Genomic DNA, 16,456 nt, shown 5'->3' with positions numbered 1-16,456 from the left:
GTCCGCCCCCTCAAATCTTATCCGGCAGATCCTGGTCCGCCATTTCTTTCGCGCCCAGCTTGGCGCCGCGCCCGATGCGTACGCCCGCCGCGACGACCGAAACGCCCCATTTGTCCACATCGCCCTCGGACGGGCTGCCGCCCACGATAGCGTCCTTGGCGATCACAGCGCCCTCCGCGACGATGGAATAGCGCACGGTAGCGCCCTCTTCAATGATACAGCCCGGCATCAGGATCGAATATTCGACCTTAGCGCCCTTGGCGACCGTCACATCCGAGAACAGCACGCTCTCCGAAACCTCGCCCGCGATCTCACAGCCCTCGGAAATCAGCGCGTGTTTGACCACCGCGTCCTTGGTCGTAAAGTGCGGGGGCGCGCCGTTGTTGCGGCCGTAGATCTTCCATGAATCATCGGTCAGGTTGAGGCCGGACTGCGGGGACAGCAGATCCATATTGGCCTCCCACAGGCTTTCAATAGTGCCGACGTCCTTCCAATAGCCTTCAAAGCGGTAGGAAACCAGCTTCTCACCCGCGCCCAGCATGGCCGGGATAATGTCCTTGCCGAAGTCGTTTGACGACTTCTTGTTGCCTTCGTCGTCGATTAAGTACTGGCGGAGCTTCTTCCAGGAGAAAATGTAAATGCCCATCGAAGCCAGGGTCGATTTCGGGTTCTTGGGTTTTTCCTCGAACTCATAGATCGTGCCGTCCGGATTACAGTTCATGATGCCGAAGCGGCTGGCTTCCGCGAGCGGTACGTCCAGCACGGCTATCGTCGCATCCGCGCCGGTCTCCTTGTGCTGCTGGAGCATTTTATTGTAATTCATCTTGTAAATATGGTCGCCCGACAGGATGAGCACGTATTCGGGGTCGTATTCGTCGACAAACTGGATGTTCTGGTAGATCGCGTTCGCCGTGCCCTTGTACCATTCGCTCGCCTTGCCTTTCTGGTACGGCGGCAGGATATACACGCCGCCGCGCAGGCGGTCGAGGTCCCACGTCTGGCCCGCGCCGACGTAGGCGTTGAGCGCGTGGGGCTCATACTGGGTCAGCACGCCCACCGTGTCGATCCCCGAGTTGGTGCAGTTGGACAGCGGGAAATCGATAATACGGTATTTGCCGCCGAACGGCACGGCCGGCTTGGCGACGTTGGTCGTCAGCACATAGAGGCGGCTGCCCTGCCCGCCGGCAAGCAGCATTGCTACACATTCTTTTTTCCGATACATGGATGACTCTCCTTTTTTCGCGCGCTTTATATGCGCGTTTTCTCTCGCGCGCCGTCCACCGGCGCCATCCCCGTTACTCTATCAATTTATTTCTCAGCTTTTTGTTCCGGCTTTACGGCGACCGCTTTGGACGGCGTTTTGGCCACTGCCTTTTCACCGGTCTTCGCGACCGCCTTCGTCGGCGTTTTGGCTATCGCTTTTTCGCCGGTTTTGGCTATCGCTTTGGTTGCCGTCTTTGCCACTGCCTTGACCGCGGCCTTAGCGGCCGCCTTTGGCGATTTTCGCACCGAAGCCTGCTTTTTCGCCGCTTCGATCTCCGCTTTGGTGCGGCGCTTTGCGCGGGGCTTGCCTTTGAAGAACAGCACGCCGAAGCGCGGGATCTTGATGTTGATGGACTGCTCCTGCCCATGCATCGGCTTTGCGTCCGTGCGAACCTTGCCGTTCGTCACCCCGCCGCCGCCGAAGTCCGGGCTGTCTGAGGTGAAGACCTCCTCGAAGGTGCCTGCAAACGGCACGCCAATGCGGTACTGCTCCTGCATCTCGGGCGAGAAATTGACCACACAGACCAGATCCGAACCGTCCTTGGCTACGCGGCGGAACCCGATGATGTTGTTGCGGTTATCGTCGTGCGTGATCCACTCGAAGCCGCGCCAATCGGTGTCCTGCTCCCAGAGCTGGGGCGTTTCCAGATAGAAATGGTTGAGCGCTTTCACATACGATTGCATCTGCTTGTGCGCCGGATAGTCGAGCAGCATCCAGTCGAGTCCCTTTTGGTAGGCCCATTCGGAGAACTGTCCGAACTCGCCGCCCATAAACAGCATCTTTTTGCCCGGGTGCGACGCCATATAGCCATAAAGCGCGCGCAGGCCGCCGAATTTGTTTTCGTACGGGTCGGGCATTTTGTCGAGCAGGCTCTTTTTGCCGTGCACGACCTCGTCATGCGACAAGGGCAGGATGTAGTTTTCCGAGAACGCGTACATGAACGAAAACGTGATCTTGTCATGCATGTCCTTGCGGAAGAACGGGTCGGCTGAGCAATAGCACAGCATATCGTTCATCCAGCCCATGTTCCATTTAAAGTTGAAGCCCAGTCCGCCGTCGTAGCCCGGCTTTGTGACCATCGGCCACGCGGTCGATTCCTCCGCGATCATCATTACGTCCGGGTGGTCGGAAAGGATGAACTCATTTAAAATGCGCAGGAAGTCGATCGCTTCCAGGTTCTCGCGCCCGCCGTGGATGTTGGGCCGCCATTCGCCCTGCCGGTTGTAGTCCAGATACAGCATCGAGGCCACCGCGTCGACGCGCAGGCCGTCCATATGGAACTTTTCGATCCAGAACATCGCGGAGGAGAACAGCAGGTTCCGGGTGGACACCTTGCCGTAGTCGAACACGCGCGTGCCCCATTCCTTGTGCTCCATTTTGAGTGGGTCGGCGTATTCGTAGAGGTATGAGCCGTCGAACTCGACGAGGCCGCAGCCATCCTTGGGGAAGTGCGCGGGCACCCAGTCCATGATCACGCCCAGCCCCGCCTGGTGCGCCTTGTCCACTAAGTACATCAGGTCGTGCGGCGTGCCGTAGCGGCTGGTCGCCGCGAAATAGCCGACCACCTGATAGCCCCACGAGCCATCGTATGGGTATTCGGTCAGCGGCATACATTCGATGTGAGTATAACCCATTTCTTTGACGTACGGGATCAGCTCGTCCGCCAATTGGCGGTAGGAGTAGAAGTTCCCGTCCTCATGCTGCTTCCACGAGCCGAGGTGGCATTCGTAGATATTGACCGGGTTGTCGTACGGCAGATGGCTCTTGCGCCAGTCCAGCCAAGATTTGTCGCCCCACTCATAGCCGTCCAGATCAAACACCTTGGAGGCGTTGCCCGGGCGGGTCTCGGCGTGGAAGCCGTACGGGTCGGATTTGTCGAACACATCGCCCGATTTGGCCCACACGCTATATTTATATGCGTGAAACTGCGTAACATTCGGAATAAACGCTTCCCAAATGCCCTGTTCGTCCTGCGTCATCGGGTCAGCCTCGCGGTTCCAATCGCTCCACTCGCCCATAACGGATACACGCTCGGCCTCCGGCGCATAAACGCGGAACAAATAGCCCTTTTCGCCGTCCTTTTCCGCCGGATGCGCGCCCATATAATCATAGGCGCGGCACTCGCGCCCCGAATAAAACAGCTCGCTGCGCTTTTTCATCAACGAACCTGTTGCTTTTTTCCTCATGATGCCTCTCTCCCTTTTTTCGCCAAAATCCCGCGATTTCCGATCGTTTTCCCCGAATTTTGTCTATTTCGCTGCAATTTGGGCGGGTGGATCTCACTTTAGTTGGGTATAGTATACATCATGATAGAAAAAAAGTCCAGTAATTTTACACAATTACCAGACTTTTTTCATGAAAATTTTGTAGGGTTTCAACAGGAAATGCCGGGAAATGTCGGAAAACCATACATTCGACCCCAATATTAACTTAAAACAGCCTGCGGCGGATCATATCCAGCGCAGTCGAGGCCGCTTGGTTGCGCACGCGGTCGCGCCCCAGGCTGGACTGCATTTTTTTCGTGAAATGCTGCCCGTCCGCATAGACGCTGATGTAAACCAGGCCGGCTGGCTTTTCCTCGGTGCCACCACCAGGACCCGCGATTCCCGTGATGCCGACGCCAACGTCCGCACCGAGTGCCTTCGCAACGCCCTGCGCCATTTGCTCGGCCACCTCGGGCGACACCGCACCCACCGCATCGAGCGTATCCTGTCTGACGCCGAGCACCTTCCTTTTTACCTCGTTGGCATACGAGCACACCCCGCCCAGATAATAATCCGAGCAGCCGGGCACGTCCGTGATGCGCTTTGACAGCAGACCGCCCGTACAGCTTTCCGCGACCGCGAGGGTCAGGCCGCGCGCGCGCAGCCCGTCGCCCACCACCTGCTCGAGCGAATCAACGTCCACGCCGTACACATCCTCGCCCAAAAGCGCGCAGACCTCCTCGACGACCGGTGCGAGCAGCTTTTCGGCCTCGGCAGGCGTATCGGCCTTTGCCGTCACGCGCGCAAAGCATTCGGACACCTTGGCGTAGGGCGCGATGGTCGGGTTCTGCATACGCTCCATCATATCGTGCAGGCGATCCTCCATGGCGCTCTCGCCCAGGCCAAACACCCGGATGTTGCGCGACACGATGCAGCCGCCCGCCAGCTTGTAGAGGTACGGCATCGCGCATTCTTTCCACATCGGATTGCACTCGCGCGGCGGGCCGGGCAGCATGAGCACATGCTTGCCGTACGCCTCAAACGCGCAGCCCGGCGCGGTGCCCCATTCGTTGACGAAAACCGTGCAGCCCTCGGGCAGCCATGCCTGTTTTTCGTTGTTTTTGGTCATCTCGCGGCCGATATTCGCAAAAAATCCCTTGATGCGCTCGAGCGAGGGTTCGTGCAGCGCCATCTTGCGGCCGAACACCTCGGCTAGGGTCTCTTTGGTCAGATCGTCCAGCGTGGGGCCGAGGCCGCCCGTCGTTATGATGATATCGGCGCGGTCGCGCGCGGTCTCAACGACATGACGCAGGCGGTCCGGGTTATCCCCGACGACCGTCTGGTAAAACACGTTGATACCCAGCTCGGAAAGCCCCTGCGAGATCACCTGCGCATCGGTGTTGACGATATCGCCGAGCAAAATCTCCGTGCCGACCGCAATCAGTTCTGCATTCATGGAAATGGATTCCTTCTTTCTTATAAATGAATGATTTCAATGCCCGCGACGGCTTCGTCCACCAGCGCGTCCACGTCCAAATGGCTTTCCGCCTCAAGAATTTTGGGCATCTTGGGCTTGGTATTGGGATGTTTGGGGGTGAATACCGTGCAGCAGTCCTCATAGGGCAGGATGGACGTTTCAAAGGTGTCGATCCGCCGCGCGATCTGCACGATCTCCTCCTTATCCATGCCGATGCAGGGGCGGAAGACGGGCAGCTCGCACGTAGCGCCGGTCACCGCCATGGCGGGCATGGTCTGGCTGGCTACCTGCCCAAGCGATTCGCCCGTGATGAGCGCGCCCGCGCCGTATTCCATGGCGGCTTTCTCCGCAATGCGCATCATAAAGCGGCGCATGACGAGCGTAAACAGCTCCTCATGGCATTTTTCGCGGATCTCCTCCTGGATCTTGGTGAACGGCACGACCAGCACGCTCATGCGGCCGCACCACGCGGTCAGCTTCCGGCCTAGCTCGAGCACTTTCTCCTTGGCGCGCTCCGAGGTATACGGATAGCTGAAAAAGTGCACGCCGATCAGCTCGAGGCCGCGCTTTGCCATCATCCAGCCTGCAACCGGCGAATCGATGCCGCCTGAAAGCAGCAGCGCCGCCCGGCCGTTCGAGCCGGTGGGCATCCCGCCCGCGCCCGGCTCGGGGCCGGCGTGTACGAACGCATACTGCTCGCGCATCTCGACATGTACGGTCAGCTCGGGGTGGTGCATGTCGGGCCGGACGTCCGGGAACCGGTCGGCCAGTTCGCCGCCGACGTGCTGGGAGATCTCGGTGGAGGTCATGGGGAATTTCTTGTCCCCGCGTTTGGACTCCACCTTGAACGTTTTTGCCGCGGCGAAGCGTGCGGCAAGGTAGCCCGCCGCAGTCTCGATCACGCTTTCAAGCGTCTTTTCCGGGCAGACGGCGGCGCGGGAGATGGTCGCAAAGCCGAACACCTTTCTCGCGCAGTCCATCACGGCTTCCTTGTCCGCATCCTCGGGCACCTCAACATAGACCACCGACTGGCGCATCGAGATCTGGCAATCAGCCACGTGCGCCATGCGGCGTTTCAGGTTTTTGAGCAGGCGGTCCTCAAAGGTCTTGCGGTTGAGGCCTTTTAAAACAATCTCGCCGCATTTGAGCAGCAGCACTTCTTTCATCTATTTCTTCGTCCTTTCCTTATGCCGTGACCGAGCCTGTCGTCACCGACACCGCGGCCAGCTCTGTGCGCCTTCTTTCGGTTTACCGGCGCAGCATTTTCGCTCCCTTTTCAATGCCCGCAATCAGCGCGTCCACATCCTCCCGCGTGTTTTCCGGGCAGAACGATACGCGGATCGTGCAGTCGCTCTTCGCGCGGGGCAGGCCGATAGCGGCCAGCACGCCGCTCTGCCTGCCCTTCGAGCAGGCAGAGCCGGCGGAGACGCACACGCCCTCGTCCGACAAAATGCGAAGCAGCACCTCGCTTTTGCAGCCGTCGGCCGCAAGGCTGTGTACATGCGGCACGTCACCCGAAATATTGAAGGACACATAGGGCAGCCCGGCCACCCGCTCGTGCAGATAGGCGGCCAGCGCGGCAACCTTTTGCATATCCTCATCAAACCGCGCGGCGCGGGTTTCGCACGCGGCGGCAAACGCCGCGATGTTCGGCAGCGGCTCAGTGCCCGGACGCATGCCCTTTTCCTGCCCGCCGCCCGTCATCAGCGGCGGCAGGCGAACGCCCTTTTTCACATAGAGCGCGCCAATGCCCTTGGGCGCGCCGATCTTATGGCCGGACACGCTCATCAGGTCGCAATTCCACTTCTTCGGCGTGAGCGGCACGCGGAACAGCCCCTGCACCGCGTCGATATGGAACAGCGCGCGCGGCGCTTTTGCTTTCAGCATTGCACCCAACACGGCGACCGGCTGCAGCGTGCCGATCTCGTTGTTGACAAGCTGGCAGGAAAGCAGCACCGTGTCCGGCGTGAGCGCCTCCTCGAGCGCGGCGGGCGGGATGTGCCCGGTCCCGTCAGGCGTGAGCAGCACAGTCTCAAAGCCCATCTCGCCCAGTCCCTTAACCGTCTGGAGCGTCGCCGCGTGCTCGATCGCCGTGGTGATAACACGTCCCTTTTTGTGCCGGTTCAGGTGCGCCGCCCCGCGCAGGGCGATATTCGTGCTCTCGGTGCCGCACGAGGTGAAGAAAACCTCCTCGGGCAGCGCGCCGAGCGCGCCGGCAACCGTTTTCCGGCTGTCCTCCAGCAGGCGCGCCGCTTCAATGCCCATTTTATGCAGGCTCGACGGGTTTCCGAAGCACTCGGTCATCGCCCTGACAGCGGCCTGCGCCGCCTCAGGCAGCACCCGTGTCGTCGCCGCGTTATCCAAATAATGCATGTTAAAGCCCCTATCTTTTCCCGGTTCTTTCATTGTACAACGGCGGTCACCGCGTGGCAAGCGGTTTCATACGCGGCTTTTTCGAGGTAAAAGCACAAATGGTCCTTGATTTCCCCGTTATACAGCTTTTCCGCGCGGTGCAAGGTGCCCTCATACTGGAAGCCGCACTTTTCCAGTACGTTTTTCGAGCGCGCGTTGTCCGGGTAGCAGGTCGCAGAGATCAGTTCAAGCCCCATTTCATAGAACCCAGCGTTCAAAACCGCCTGCACGGCCTCGGTCATATAGCCCTGCCCCCAATATTCCTCGCCCAGCGCATAACCCAGCATCCGCGCGGCCTCGTTTTCCCGCTTTGGGTCGTGGATGATGCCGCACGAGCCGATGAGCCGTTCGTCCGACCGGCGCACCACCGCCCAGACGCTCGGCTGGTTCAGAAAGACGACGCGCAGGATATCGGCCGATTCCGCGGGGGATTCGTGCGGCTTCCAGCCCGCGTTCGGGCCGACCTGCGGCCCCTTGGAATATTGATAGACCGCCTCGGCGTCATCCTCCCGAAACGGACGCAGCAGCAGGCGTTTGGTATAGAGTTCCATTCCTGATTCCTTTCCAAATGCAAAACAGGCGCAAAGCGGCAGTGAACGCCGCTTTGCGCCTCAGCAAAACCCTTTACTTGATCGTCATCACCTGGTCGCGCGCCGGGCCGACGCCCAGCATCGTGATCGGGCAGCCGACAATGCGCTCGAGCTCCTGGATATAGTGCCGCACCGCTGCGGGCAGCTCGTCCCACGTGCGGCATGCGGTGATGTCCTCGCTGAAGCCCTCAAACTCCTCATAGATCGGTTCGCAGTGCGCGAGGTCGGCAAAATCGGCCGGGAACTCGGTCAGCGTTTCGCCCTTGAACCGGTAGCCGACGCACACCTTGAGCGTGGGCAGGCCGCGCAGCGGGTCGATCTTGTTGATGACAAGGTCGGTCAGACCGTTGACGCGCACGGCGTACCGCGCGATGACTGCGTCAAACCAGCCCGTTCTGCGCGGGCGGCCGGTGACCGTGCCGAACTCGCCGCCGGCACCCCGGATATAGTCGCCCGTCTCGTCGAACAGCTCGGTCGGGAACGGCCCCTTACCGACGCGGGTCGTGTAGCTCTTGCAGATGCCGATGACCGAATCGATCGCGGTCGGGCCGACGCCCGAGCCGATGCAGCAGCCGCCCGAAACCGGGTGGGACGAGGTGACATACGGATAGGTGCCCATATCGAGGTCGAGCAGCGTGCCCTGCGCACCCTCAAATAGGACTTCCTTGCCCGACTTGACCGCGTCGTACGTGATGACGCTGGTATCACGCACGAACGGGCGCAGGCGTTCGGCATAGCCGCGGTATTCATCGAGCACCGCCTGGATATCGATAAGTTCCCCGCCGTACACACCCGAAATGACCTTATTCTTGCGCGCACACGCTTCTCGCATGGCTTCCTCAAAGCGTTCGCCGACAAAGTCGTGCATCCGAACGCCGATGCGCTCGGCTTTGTCCATATAGGTCGGGCCGATGCCCTTTTTGGTCGTGCCGATATCGTCGCCGCCGCGCGCCTTTTCCGAAAGCGCGTCCAGCTCTAGATGCCAGGGCAGGATGCAGTGGCACCGCGCGTCGATATACAGCTTCTCGGTGGACACGCCCTTTTCCGCAAGGCCGTCGATCTCTTTCAAAATCGCGCGGGGATCGACCACCACGCCCGGGCCGATCACGTTCACACAGTTTGGATATAGGATGCCCGACGGGATGAGCTGCAGCTTATAGGTTTCCTCCCCGACGACGACGGTGTGCCCCGCGTTGTTGCCGCCCTGGCTCCTGACCACGAGATCGGCCTTTCCCGCGAAGATATCAATAAATTTTCCTTTTCCCTCATCGCCCCACTGGGCGCCTAAAATCACTTTACCGGGCATTTCATCCCATTCCTTTCCTGAATGCTGCGCGCCCGCGGCACGCCATACGGGTTAAGTATATCATATCGTCCCGCGGGATTCAATCCCGAATCCGGCCGGCTTGACAAGAAAACGCCTTTTAATTCCCGGTTTTTTGACGGGATTTATGCTTGAAACCGTTCCGTTTGTGTGATAGAATAGCTGCAACAAGCGAGGTGAATGTTGGAAATGAGGAAATTTGCAAGCACTGCCATCATCGCGGCGGTTCTGGTCGGCGCGCTGGCCGTGCCGGCGGGCGCGCACCACAATGGCGGACACCGACGCGCCGCCCAGTGCAGCACGTCGGCCTGCATGGTAAACGGCGTATGCGACGGTTCGTGCACCGGTACGGGCTCGTGCAGCAGCTACAGCGGCTGCAACGCTACGCAGCACTATCAGCATCATCAGTCGCGCGGGCACCGCGGCTGCCGCTAAAAACAAAAAAGAGGCTGGTTTAAAAACCAGCCTCTTTTTTTATTTGTTCAGCAGCCAGATGAACAGGTTGAGATAGCCCGCGAACACGGTCCAGAGCAGATATGGCGCGAGCAGCCATGCCGCGCGCCGGTCGATGCGCGCAAAGCGCACGATCGTCACCAGAATGAGGATGACCAGCAGAACGAGCCACAGGAACGCGGTGAAATAGCTTTCGAGCTTAAAAAACAGGATCGGCCAGATAAAATTGACCGCAAGCTGCACCGCGTAGGCCTTCAGCGCGCCTTTTTTCTCGTCTTGCGGCGCGTCAGAACGGTAAACAAGCCAGCTGGCAACGCCCATCAGGATGTATAGGATCGTCCAAACCACCGGAAACACCCATGGCGCAGGCGCAAGCGGCGGCAGGATCAGGCTTTCATAAACGCTCATGCTGTTCATCGTCAATACACCGGCAAGCCCGCCCACGATCAGCGGAATCAAAATGCTCACAATCAATGCCATACTCTCACACTCCCTGCAACAGCATATGGGACGCACGGCAAAGCTATGCGAATAAACGCTTTTACCTTGGTGCACACTATGCACAGGAGGTGTTATCATGTTTAAACACGAAAAAGAATATCTGCAGCCTGTCCGCGTCGACCGGCCGAACCCAAATTATGCGGCCATGCTGCAGGAGCAGCTTGGCGGCCCGCAGGGCGAACTGAAAAGCGCATTGCAATACCTTTCCCAGTCCATGCGTATCAAGGATCCTGAAATTAAAGACCTGTTTCTGGATGTCGCAGCCGAGGAGCTTTGCCATCTGGAGATGATCTCCGCGACCGTCAACATGCTCAACGGCCATCATCTGGACGCGGAAAACGCCACGGTCGGCAACGTCGAGGCGCATGTGCTGACCGGCCTGACCCCCATGCTGGCGAATGCGAGCGGTTATCTTTGGACGGCGGCCTACGTCAACGAGACCGGCGACGCCGCTGCCGATATTTTGTCCGATATCGCGGCGGAACAGCGTGCCAAGGTGGTTTACCAGTATTTGTACCGCCAGATCGACGACAAGGGTGTGCGCGAAACCATTGATTTTCTTTTGAACCGTGAGGAAGCGCACAACACCATGTTCCGCGAAGCGTTTAACCGCATTCAGGACAACGGTTCGCAAAAGGACTGGGGCGCGACCCGCGATTCCCGCATTTATTTTGATCTGTCCAGCCCCGGCGGCCAAAGCTTTGACCCGGCAAAATCCCAGCCGCCCTCTTTTAATATGTGATCCGGCGCGGCCGCGGGTTTCCCGGTGTTTTCTGGGCAGCCCGCGACTTTTTTAAAGTTTTTTGAAAAAATAATTTGACATTCAAGGTTTGATGCGCTATACTGTGTATATAGTCCAAATGTATCAATCAACTCACTTCGTGTAAGTCATTGTTCTTTTGATGATTTACGGAACGTGGGTTTTTTTATTTGCACGAGGATCTAAAAATTTTTTAGGAGGTACCTCATTATGACAGGTACAGTTAAATGGTTTAATTCTGAAAAGGGCTTCGGCTTCATCAAGAATGATGACGGCAGCGACGATCTGTTCGTGCACTTCTCCGCGATCCAGGGCGACGGCTACAAGTCCCTCGAAGAGGGCCAGCGCGTTTCGTTCGACTCTGAGACCGACCCCAAGAACAGCCGCAAGATGCGCGCTGTCAATGTCTGCCTCGCGTAAGAGCAGCATAAAAAAAGCCGCCCCTAAGGGGCGGCTTTTTTATTTATCCCCGTTTTCCGGGGGCGAAAAAGGGAGACGCCTGCGGGCGTCTCCCTTTTATTTTGGTGGAGTTGGAGGGGCTCGAACCCACGACCTCTCGCGTGTGAGGCGAACGCTCTGACCAGCTGAGCTACAACTCCGTGTATCCAATACTATACCAGAATACACCGGAGTTTGCAAGCCCCTTTTTACATGTTACCTGCGGTCAAGCCGCCCGAGCAGGGCGACCGCCAGCGCGATAACCGCCAGCACCGCGAACACGCCTGCCATGCCCTGTCCCAGCAGGGCGACCGCCGTTTCCAGATTTGCCTGCATATCTTTCCATCCTTTCCCTATAAGAAGAAGCCCAGAATCACGCCGCCCGCCACGACCGACGCGACCTGTCCGGCGACATTGGCGCCCGCCGCGTGCATCAGCAGGTGGTTTTGGTTATCCGCCTCGACGCCCAGCCGCTCGACCACGCGCGCCGACATCGGAAACGCCGAGATGCCTGCCGCGCCGATCATCGGGTTGACTTTGTTTTTGCAGAACAGGTTGAGCACCTTTGCAAACAGCACGCCGCCGACGGTATCGAACACGAATGCCACGAGCCCCAAGCACAGAATGAGAAGCGTCTGCGGCGTGACAAACTGCTCGGCGCGCATAGAAAACGAAATGGTGATGCCGAGCAAAAGCGTGATTAGGTTTGCCAACTCGTGCTGCGCGGTCTCGGACAGACTGTTCAGCACGCCGCATTCCCGGATCAGATTGCCAAACATCAAAAAGCCGACGAGCGACACCGATGCCGGCGCAACCAGCCCCGCCACAATGGACACCAGGATTGGGAACAGGATGCGCGTGCGGCGGCTGACCTGCGTTGAGGCATAGGGCATGCGCATGGCGCGTTCTTTTTTGGTCGTCACCAGCTTGATAGCCGCGGGCTGGATGATAGGGACGAGCGCCATATAGCTGTAAGCCGCGACAGCGATCGCGCCGACATATTTGCTTTTCAGCACCTGCGAGACCAGCAGGCTGGTCGGCCCGTCCGCCGCGCCGATAATGCCGATGGAGGCTGCGTCCTGAATATCAAAATTCAGCAGCACCGCGACGATCACGGTCAGGAAAATGCCGATCTGCGCGGCCGCCCCAAACAGAAACAGCTTGGGGTTGGCAAGCAGCGGGCCAAAATCGATCATTGCGCCGATGCCGATGAACAGCAGCAGCGGAAACGCCTCGCTGGCCTCGATGCCATGCGTAAACAGCCACTGGATGATGCCGTTGGTCTCCCCCGCGCCCTGTGTAATCTGGTTGAGCACGCCCGATGCGGGCAGGTTGACCAGAATTGCGCCGAAGCCCATGGGCAGCAGCAGCGCGGGTTCATATTTCTTTTCAATAGCCAGATAAATCAGCAATCCACCGACCACAAACATGACCGCCTGTTTCCATGTGACGGCAAGCAGGCCCTCCCATAAAAACTCCATATATAACACCTCTCCTTCCGATTCCACACCGCCTGCATGTAAAAAAAGACCTGTGTCTCCCTTTGGGAAACACAGGTCTGGTCATTTCAGGCGTCAGCCAGAACGCGGTCAAACGCCGCGCCCATGCTTGTTGGCGATGCCGCGCGGTGCCCCGCGCCGACTACTCCCCTTTGTTTGGCCTCATCGTATCACAGGGACAAGCCCGCTGTCAAGCGCAAAAGCCGCTAAGATCCCGCTAAAGCTACTGCCCGGCGGCGGGGAAGCGTCTGCCGTCCTCCATCTGAAAGCCGACGGGCAGCCAGAGTCCGGACGCGTCCGGCGAAGCGCGCCGCATGGTGATCTCCACACTGCCGTCCGCCCATTGATAGGTCGCGCGGCACTCGGCCGCGTTGTCCTGCACGTCCGTGCGGGCACTCCACTTGCCGCCCACAAGATGCAGCAGAGTGGCGGCGCACGCTTCGGGCGTGGACAGGTCGGGCGGTTCCGGCGACGCGGACTTTGCCGCCATTTTGCGCAAGGCTTCCAGCGTGCCCTCAAAATCCGGCATGCCGAGCGAGCCTCCGTAGGCCCTGCCGAACGCCTCCATCGACCGGACGCCGTCCGACGTATTGAGCAAGGTTTCCGTGCGTGCGGGTTCCAACGCGTTTTTGTCTGTGAACCACACCCGTTCGACGGTACGGAACACATAATCCCCGGACAGGTTGGAATAGGAGATCGTGACCGTGCAGGAGTTGTCTTCCAGATTTGCCGCCGTGTCCCACCCGAGAACGGATAGCTCCTCTGCCGCGCTGAACAGTGTATAGGCATAGGCTTCGCCCTGTTTTTGCAGACGCAATGCTTCGCAGGCCTGCTTCTGCTCCACGGTCTGCCCGTCGAACGAGAGCGCGTCTTCAGTCATCGCTTCCGCATCGCCGTACAGCTTCCGATACCCCGCCGCTTTCGCTTCGTCCGCCGGGTCATACTGCACATCCGAGGCCAGCGCCGCGAACCAGGACATCCCATCCCGCTCGTCAAGCGGCACGCAGGGCACCGGGAATCCCGCCGCCCAGTCCTCGCCGTAATTTTTCTTAAAGAGCGCGGTAAGATCCACGGTTACGTTCATCACTGTGCCATATTGGAATTCCTGACCCGGTTCGTCCCCCGCTGCGAACCGCATGCCGAACAGGACGTTGGCCGGGTCGCGCTCGTCGATAAATCCGGCTCCCACAAAGCTCTCGGGCAGAGAAAGCGTATAGCCATAGACCGGGTTTGTATACGTGACGCTCTCAATGGCGCGTACCGTATCGACCGCCTGCACGTCCTCAGGCTGCCCCGCGTCCTGCTGGACAAGGTAGGCAGGCAGCCAGTAATCGCCGTTCTTCTGCATCCGCACATCAAGCGGCTCGCTGCCGTCGATAAACGTCAGGCGCACGACCGCTTCCTCCCCTTGCTGCATGAGGAGCGACACGGAAAACCAGCGGTTCCACCTGAATTCGTGGGGATCGCCCTCGGCATGCTCCTCCTGATCCCCAAAGTAGCCGAAAACGGTTTCCGCTGCGCTCACCGGCTGCATCAGATCGCTGTAATGCCCCGCGTTATAGTAGGTATCCGGCGTGGTGGTCGCCCCTCCATATAATTCGGGCCACGGCAGGCCTGTTGCATAATAGAGCTTAAATAACTTGCTTTTCGTCAACTCCGCTTTTTGCGGCGCCAGTTCTGTCAGCATCCATGACTGCCATGTATCATACTCCTCAAAGCCGGTGATGACCGAGCGGCCGTTCTCTTTGCCGATCAGCACCTTATTCGCGCTGCGAAAGTCGGTCGTACCGCCGCCATATCCCTGAAACACCACGATGGCGGAATCCGGCTCCCCGGAAGGCACGACCACAAAATTGCGGTACGACGGCGACGAACCGCCGAACTTGGTATACCACACGCCGCCCGGCTCGCTGCCTACGATATTCCGCTGGTGCTCGGCGAGCCTTTGCTGCCCGTCTTCGCTTAGCACATCATACAGCGGCCACACCGACTTATGGGACACCGCGCGGCCGTATTGCTGCGCCAAATCGGCGGCGGTGCGGTTATTTTCGCCGTTGCCGTCCGCCCACTGCGAACCGGTCAGGAGGAGCACGCTGCCGTCCGCGAAGGTGTACCGCGTTTCAGAACTTTCGTTTTCACCGTCGCCCGTCGCGTCCCACTCGCGGACAGTCTCGGCTGTGCCACCCTCCAAATGGGCGAGCACGCCGTCCTCTGGCAGGCCGAGGTCGTTTTCATAGAAAATGCGGAAATTTTCCAGGCTGTCGGCCTTGGCGGCGGCGGTTTCGATTTTTGCAACACGCCAGCCGTCCCCGTCTTTCTCAAAAAACAGCCGTTCGGCAACGCGCGTTTCCTGTGTGTCTTCACCGTCCTGTGCCAGAATCAGCAAGGCGGTATCCGTCTCCGGCACAACCGTATAGCGGCTAAAGCCGTCCGCCAGCTTCGCCTCGGCGGCTTGCTCCGCCAACCAAAGTATTTCCTCCCGCGTCAGCTTTTCCGCTTCCCCGCCGACCGAAAACGCGCATCCCAGCGTGCCTGTGAGCAAAGCGGCCGCCAGCACCAGCGCGATGCCGCGCTTTTTCGCCGTCTTGTCAAACAGACCCTCAAACCGGCGCATCAGCGTTTCCTTGTCCCCATTAAAGCAGGACATGAGCGCACGCCTTTTCGCCCGCTCGACCGCCGAGCGCAAAATCGTCTCGCCGTAGGCGCGCCGCTGCGCGCCGTCCATCTGCCGGGCGACCGCGTCGTCACACGCCAGTTCAATGTCCTCATAGGCAAATCGCGCCATCAGGTGCACGAGCGGGTTGAACCACTGCACCGCCCGCGCGAGCACGAGCAGCAGCTTGAGCCACAGGTCGCCATGGCGGTAGTGCGTCAGCTCATGGCGGAAAACAAACGCTGCTTCCTGCTCGGAGAGCGCCTCGTCCGGCAGATACAGCACCGGACGGAAAAATCCCGCGAGCATCGGGCAGTCCGCCGCCGGACTCACCCGCAGGGGGATCGCGCGCCGGATGGAAAGCGCCCGCTTCTGCTCATTAAACACTCTGCACAGCGTCGCGCTCTGCACGCTCCCCGCGTGCCGCCGCAGACGGCGGCTGTACCGCAGGTACAACTCGATCTGCGCTGCGGCAAAGCAGAATACGCCCAGCAGCCAAAGCGCAGCCAGCGGGCCGCTGACATCGATCGCTGTGGCCGAGGCCGGGTTATTCGGATTATCCCTGTCGATCTGCGCCACCTGCTGCCGCGTCACCCAGCGGCTATCCGCAGGATCGATCATGTTCTGTCCGGTCCCCGCCGTAAGCTGGTCGTTTTGCAGCACATAATAGGTGCGCGGCGTGACCTGCACCGGCGGCTCGGGCAGCGTGATCTGCACCGGAACGAGCAGCCGCACCGCCAGCAGCGCCCAGACCAGACACATTGCGCGCGCCGGATAGCGCTTTTTCAGCACCCGCCGCAGTACAATCGGGACCAGCGCGACAAGCGACACGGTCAGCCCGATCTGCACCGCGCTGAATAACAGGTCCTCCCACTTCATAA

The 16,456-nt window shown here is 59.6% G+C and carries 14 protein-coding genes and 1 tRNA gene; 3 read left to right on the top strand and 12 right to left on the bottom strand.

Going from position 1 to position 16,456, the window contains the following annotated elements; all coding sequences use genetic code 11:
* Positions 1–10: 10 nt before the first annotated feature.
* The 7 genes from SO058_RS09880 to SO058_RS09850 all read right to left on the bottom strand — a co-directional run bounded on the left by SO058_RS09880 (position 11) and on the right by SO058_RS09850 (position 9,253).
* Complete coding sequence (locus SO058_RS09880) at positions 11–1,222, bottom strand: glucose-1-phosphate adenylyltransferase (protein ID WP_320842833.1); 1,212 nt, start codon at positions 1,220–1,222, stop codon at positions 11–13.
* Between the two features lie 86 nt (positions 1,223–1,308).
* Positions 1,309–3,450 carry a 1,4-alpha-glucan branching protein GlgB gene (glgB, locus tag SO058_RS09875; RefSeq protein WP_320842832.1) on the bottom strand — a complete coding sequence of 714 codons (2,142 nt, stop codon included), beginning with the start codon at positions 3,448–3,450 and terminating at the stop codon, positions 1,309–1,311.
* Between the two features lie 244 nt (positions 3,451–3,694).
* Positions 3,695–4,924 carry a competence/damage-inducible protein A gene (locus SO058_RS09870; RefSeq protein WP_320842831.1) on the bottom strand — a complete coding sequence of 410 codons (1,230 nt, stop codon included), beginning with the start codon at positions 4,922–4,924 and terminating at the stop codon, positions 3,695–3,697.
* A 20-nt stretch (positions 4,925–4,944) separates the two neighbouring features.
* On the bottom strand, positions 4,945–6,111 hold the full coding sequence (thiI, locus tag SO058_RS09865; protein ID WP_320842830.1) for a tRNA uracil 4-sulfurtransferase ThiI: 1,167 nt from the start codon (positions 6,109–6,111) through the stop codon (positions 4,945–4,947).
* An 82-nt stretch (positions 6,112–6,193) separates the two neighbouring features.
* Positions 6,194–7,318, bottom strand: a complete 1,125-nt coding sequence (locus SO058_RS09860) for a cysteine desulfurase family protein (RefSeq protein ID WP_320842829.1) — start codon at positions 7,316–7,318, stop codon at positions 6,194–6,196.
* Positions 7,319–7,347: 29 nt separating this feature from the next.
* Positions 7,348–7,908, bottom strand: coding sequence for a GNAT family N-acetyltransferase (locus SO058_RS09855; RefSeq protein WP_320842828.1), 561 nt, complete (start codon positions 7,906–7,908; stop codon positions 7,348–7,350).
* Between the two features lie 73 nt (positions 7,909–7,981).
* Positions 7,982–9,253: an adenylosuccinate synthase gene (locus tag SO058_RS09850; protein WP_320842827.1), complete on the bottom strand. Its 1,272-nt coding sequence runs from the start codon at positions 9,251–9,253 to the stop codon at positions 7,982–7,984.
* Positions 9,254–9,460: 207 nt separating this feature from the next.
* On the opposite strand from SO058_RS09850, the gene SO058_RS09845 reads away from it, so the two are divergent.
* The gene (locus tag SO058_RS09845) at positions 9,461–9,706 is read left to right on the top strand and encodes a hypothetical protein (RefSeq protein WP_320842826.1); all 246 of its coding nucleotides are present in this window, start codon (positions 9,461–9,463) and stop codon (positions 9,704–9,706) included.
* 39 nt (positions 9,707–9,745) lie between these two features.
* On the opposite strand, the gene SO058_RS09840 is transcribed toward SO058_RS09845, so the two are convergent.
* The gene (locus tag SO058_RS09840) at positions 9,746–10,204 is read right to left on the bottom strand and encodes a TspO/MBR family protein (protein WP_320842825.1); all 459 of its coding nucleotides are present in this window, start codon (positions 10,202–10,204) and stop codon (positions 9,746–9,748) included.
* A gap of 97 nt (positions 10,205–10,301) precedes the next feature.
* Here SO058_RS09840 and SO058_RS09835 point away from each other — a divergent pair, with 97 nt between their 5' ends.
* Positions 10,302–10,967, top strand: a complete 666-nt coding sequence (locus SO058_RS09835; protein WP_320842824.1) for a manganese catalase family protein — start codon at positions 10,302–10,304, stop codon at positions 10,965–10,967.
* 225 nt (positions 10,968–11,192) lie between these two features.
* Positions 11,193–11,405, top strand: a complete 213-nt coding sequence (locus tag SO058_RS09830; protein WP_320842844.1) for a cold-shock protein — start codon at positions 11,193–11,195, stop codon at positions 11,403–11,405.
* A 102-nt stretch (positions 11,406–11,507) separates the two neighbouring features.
* On the opposite strand, the gene SO058_RS09825 is transcribed toward SO058_RS09830, so the two are convergent.
* The 4 genes from SO058_RS09825 to SO058_RS09810 all read right to left on the bottom strand — a co-directional run bounded on the left by SO058_RS09825 (position 11,508) and on the right by SO058_RS09810 (position 16,454).
* Positions 11,508–11,584, bottom strand: a tRNA-Val gene (locus tag SO058_RS09825).
* Positions 11,585–11,639: 55 nt separating this feature from the next.
* Positions 11,640–11,759: an OadG-related small transporter subunit gene (locus SO058_RS09820; protein WP_320842823.1), complete on the bottom strand. Its 120-nt coding sequence runs from the start codon at positions 11,757–11,759 to the stop codon at positions 11,640–11,642.
* Between the two features lie 17 nt (positions 11,760–11,776).
* On the bottom strand, positions 11,777–12,904 hold the full coding sequence (locus SO058_RS09815; RefSeq protein WP_320842822.1) for a sodium ion-translocating decarboxylase subunit beta: 1,128 nt from the start codon (positions 12,902–12,904) through the stop codon (positions 11,777–11,779).
* Positions 12,905–13,145: 241 nt separating this feature from the next.
* The gene (locus SO058_RS09810; RefSeq protein WP_320842821.1) at positions 13,146–16,454 is read right to left on the bottom strand and encodes a M56 family metallopeptidase; all 3,309 of its coding nucleotides are present in this window, start codon (positions 16,452–16,454) and stop codon (positions 13,146–13,148) included.
* Between the last annotated feature and the right edge of the window lie 2 nt (positions 16,455–16,456).

This window comes from Agathobaculum sp. (assembly GCF_034098985.1).
Classification (GTDB): Bacteria; Bacillota; Clostridia; order Oscillospirales; family Butyricicoccaceae; genus Agathobaculum.
Note: the sequence above shows the minus strand (reverse complement) of the source record. Positions and strands in the feature narration are given on the sequence as shown.

Bases quoted from the DNA above. Each gene is read 5' to 3' on its own strand.
- SO058_RS09880 (WP_320842833.1), bottom strand. From the start codon at position 1,222: ATGTATCGGAAAAAAGAATGTGTAGCAATGCTGCTTGCCGGCGGGCAG.
- glgB (WP_320842832.1), bottom strand. From the start codon at position 3,450: ATGAGGAAAAAAGCAACAGGTTCGTTGATGAAAAAGCGCAGCGAGCTG.
- SO058_RS09870 (WP_320842831.1), bottom strand. From the start codon at position 4,924: ATGAATGCAGAACTGATTGCGGTCGGCACGGAGATTTTGCTCGGCGAT.
- thiI (WP_320842830.1), bottom strand. From the start codon at position 6,111: ATGAAAGAAGTGCTGCTGCTCAAATGCGGCGAGATTGTTTTAAAAGGC.
- SO058_RS09860 (WP_320842829.1), bottom strand. From the start codon at position 7,318: ATGCATTATTTGGATAACGCGGCGACGACACGGGTGCTGCCTGAGGCG.
- SO058_RS09855 (WP_320842828.1), bottom strand. From the start codon at position 7,908: ATGGAACTCTATACCAAACGCCTGCTGCTGCGTCCGTTTCGGGAGGAT.
- SO058_RS09850 (WP_320842827.1), bottom strand. From the start codon at position 9,253: ATGCCCGGTAAAGTGATTTTAGGCGCCCAGTGGGGCGATGAGGGAAAA.
- SO058_RS09845 (WP_320842826.1), top strand. From the start codon at position 9,461: ATGAGGAAATTTGCAAGCACTGCCATCATCGCGGCGGTTCTGGTCGGC.
- SO058_RS09840 (WP_320842825.1), bottom strand. From the start codon at position 10,204: ATGGCATTGATTGTGAGCATTTTGATTCCGCTGATCGTGGGCGGGCTT.
- SO058_RS09835 (WP_320842824.1), top strand. From the start codon at position 10,302: ATGTTTAAACACGAAAAAGAATATCTGCAGCCTGTCCGCGTCGACCGG.
- SO058_RS09820 (WP_320842823.1), bottom strand. From the start codon at position 11,759: ATGCAGGCAAATCTGGAAACGGCGGTCGCCCTGCTGGGACAGGGCATG.
- SO058_RS09815 (WP_320842822.1), bottom strand. From the start codon at position 12,904: ATGGAGTTTTTATGGGAGGGCCTGCTTGCCGTCACATGGAAACAGGCG.
- SO058_RS09810 (WP_320842821.1), bottom strand. From the start codon at position 16,454: ATGAAGTGGGAGGACCTGTTATTCAGCGCGGTGCAGATCGGGCTGACC.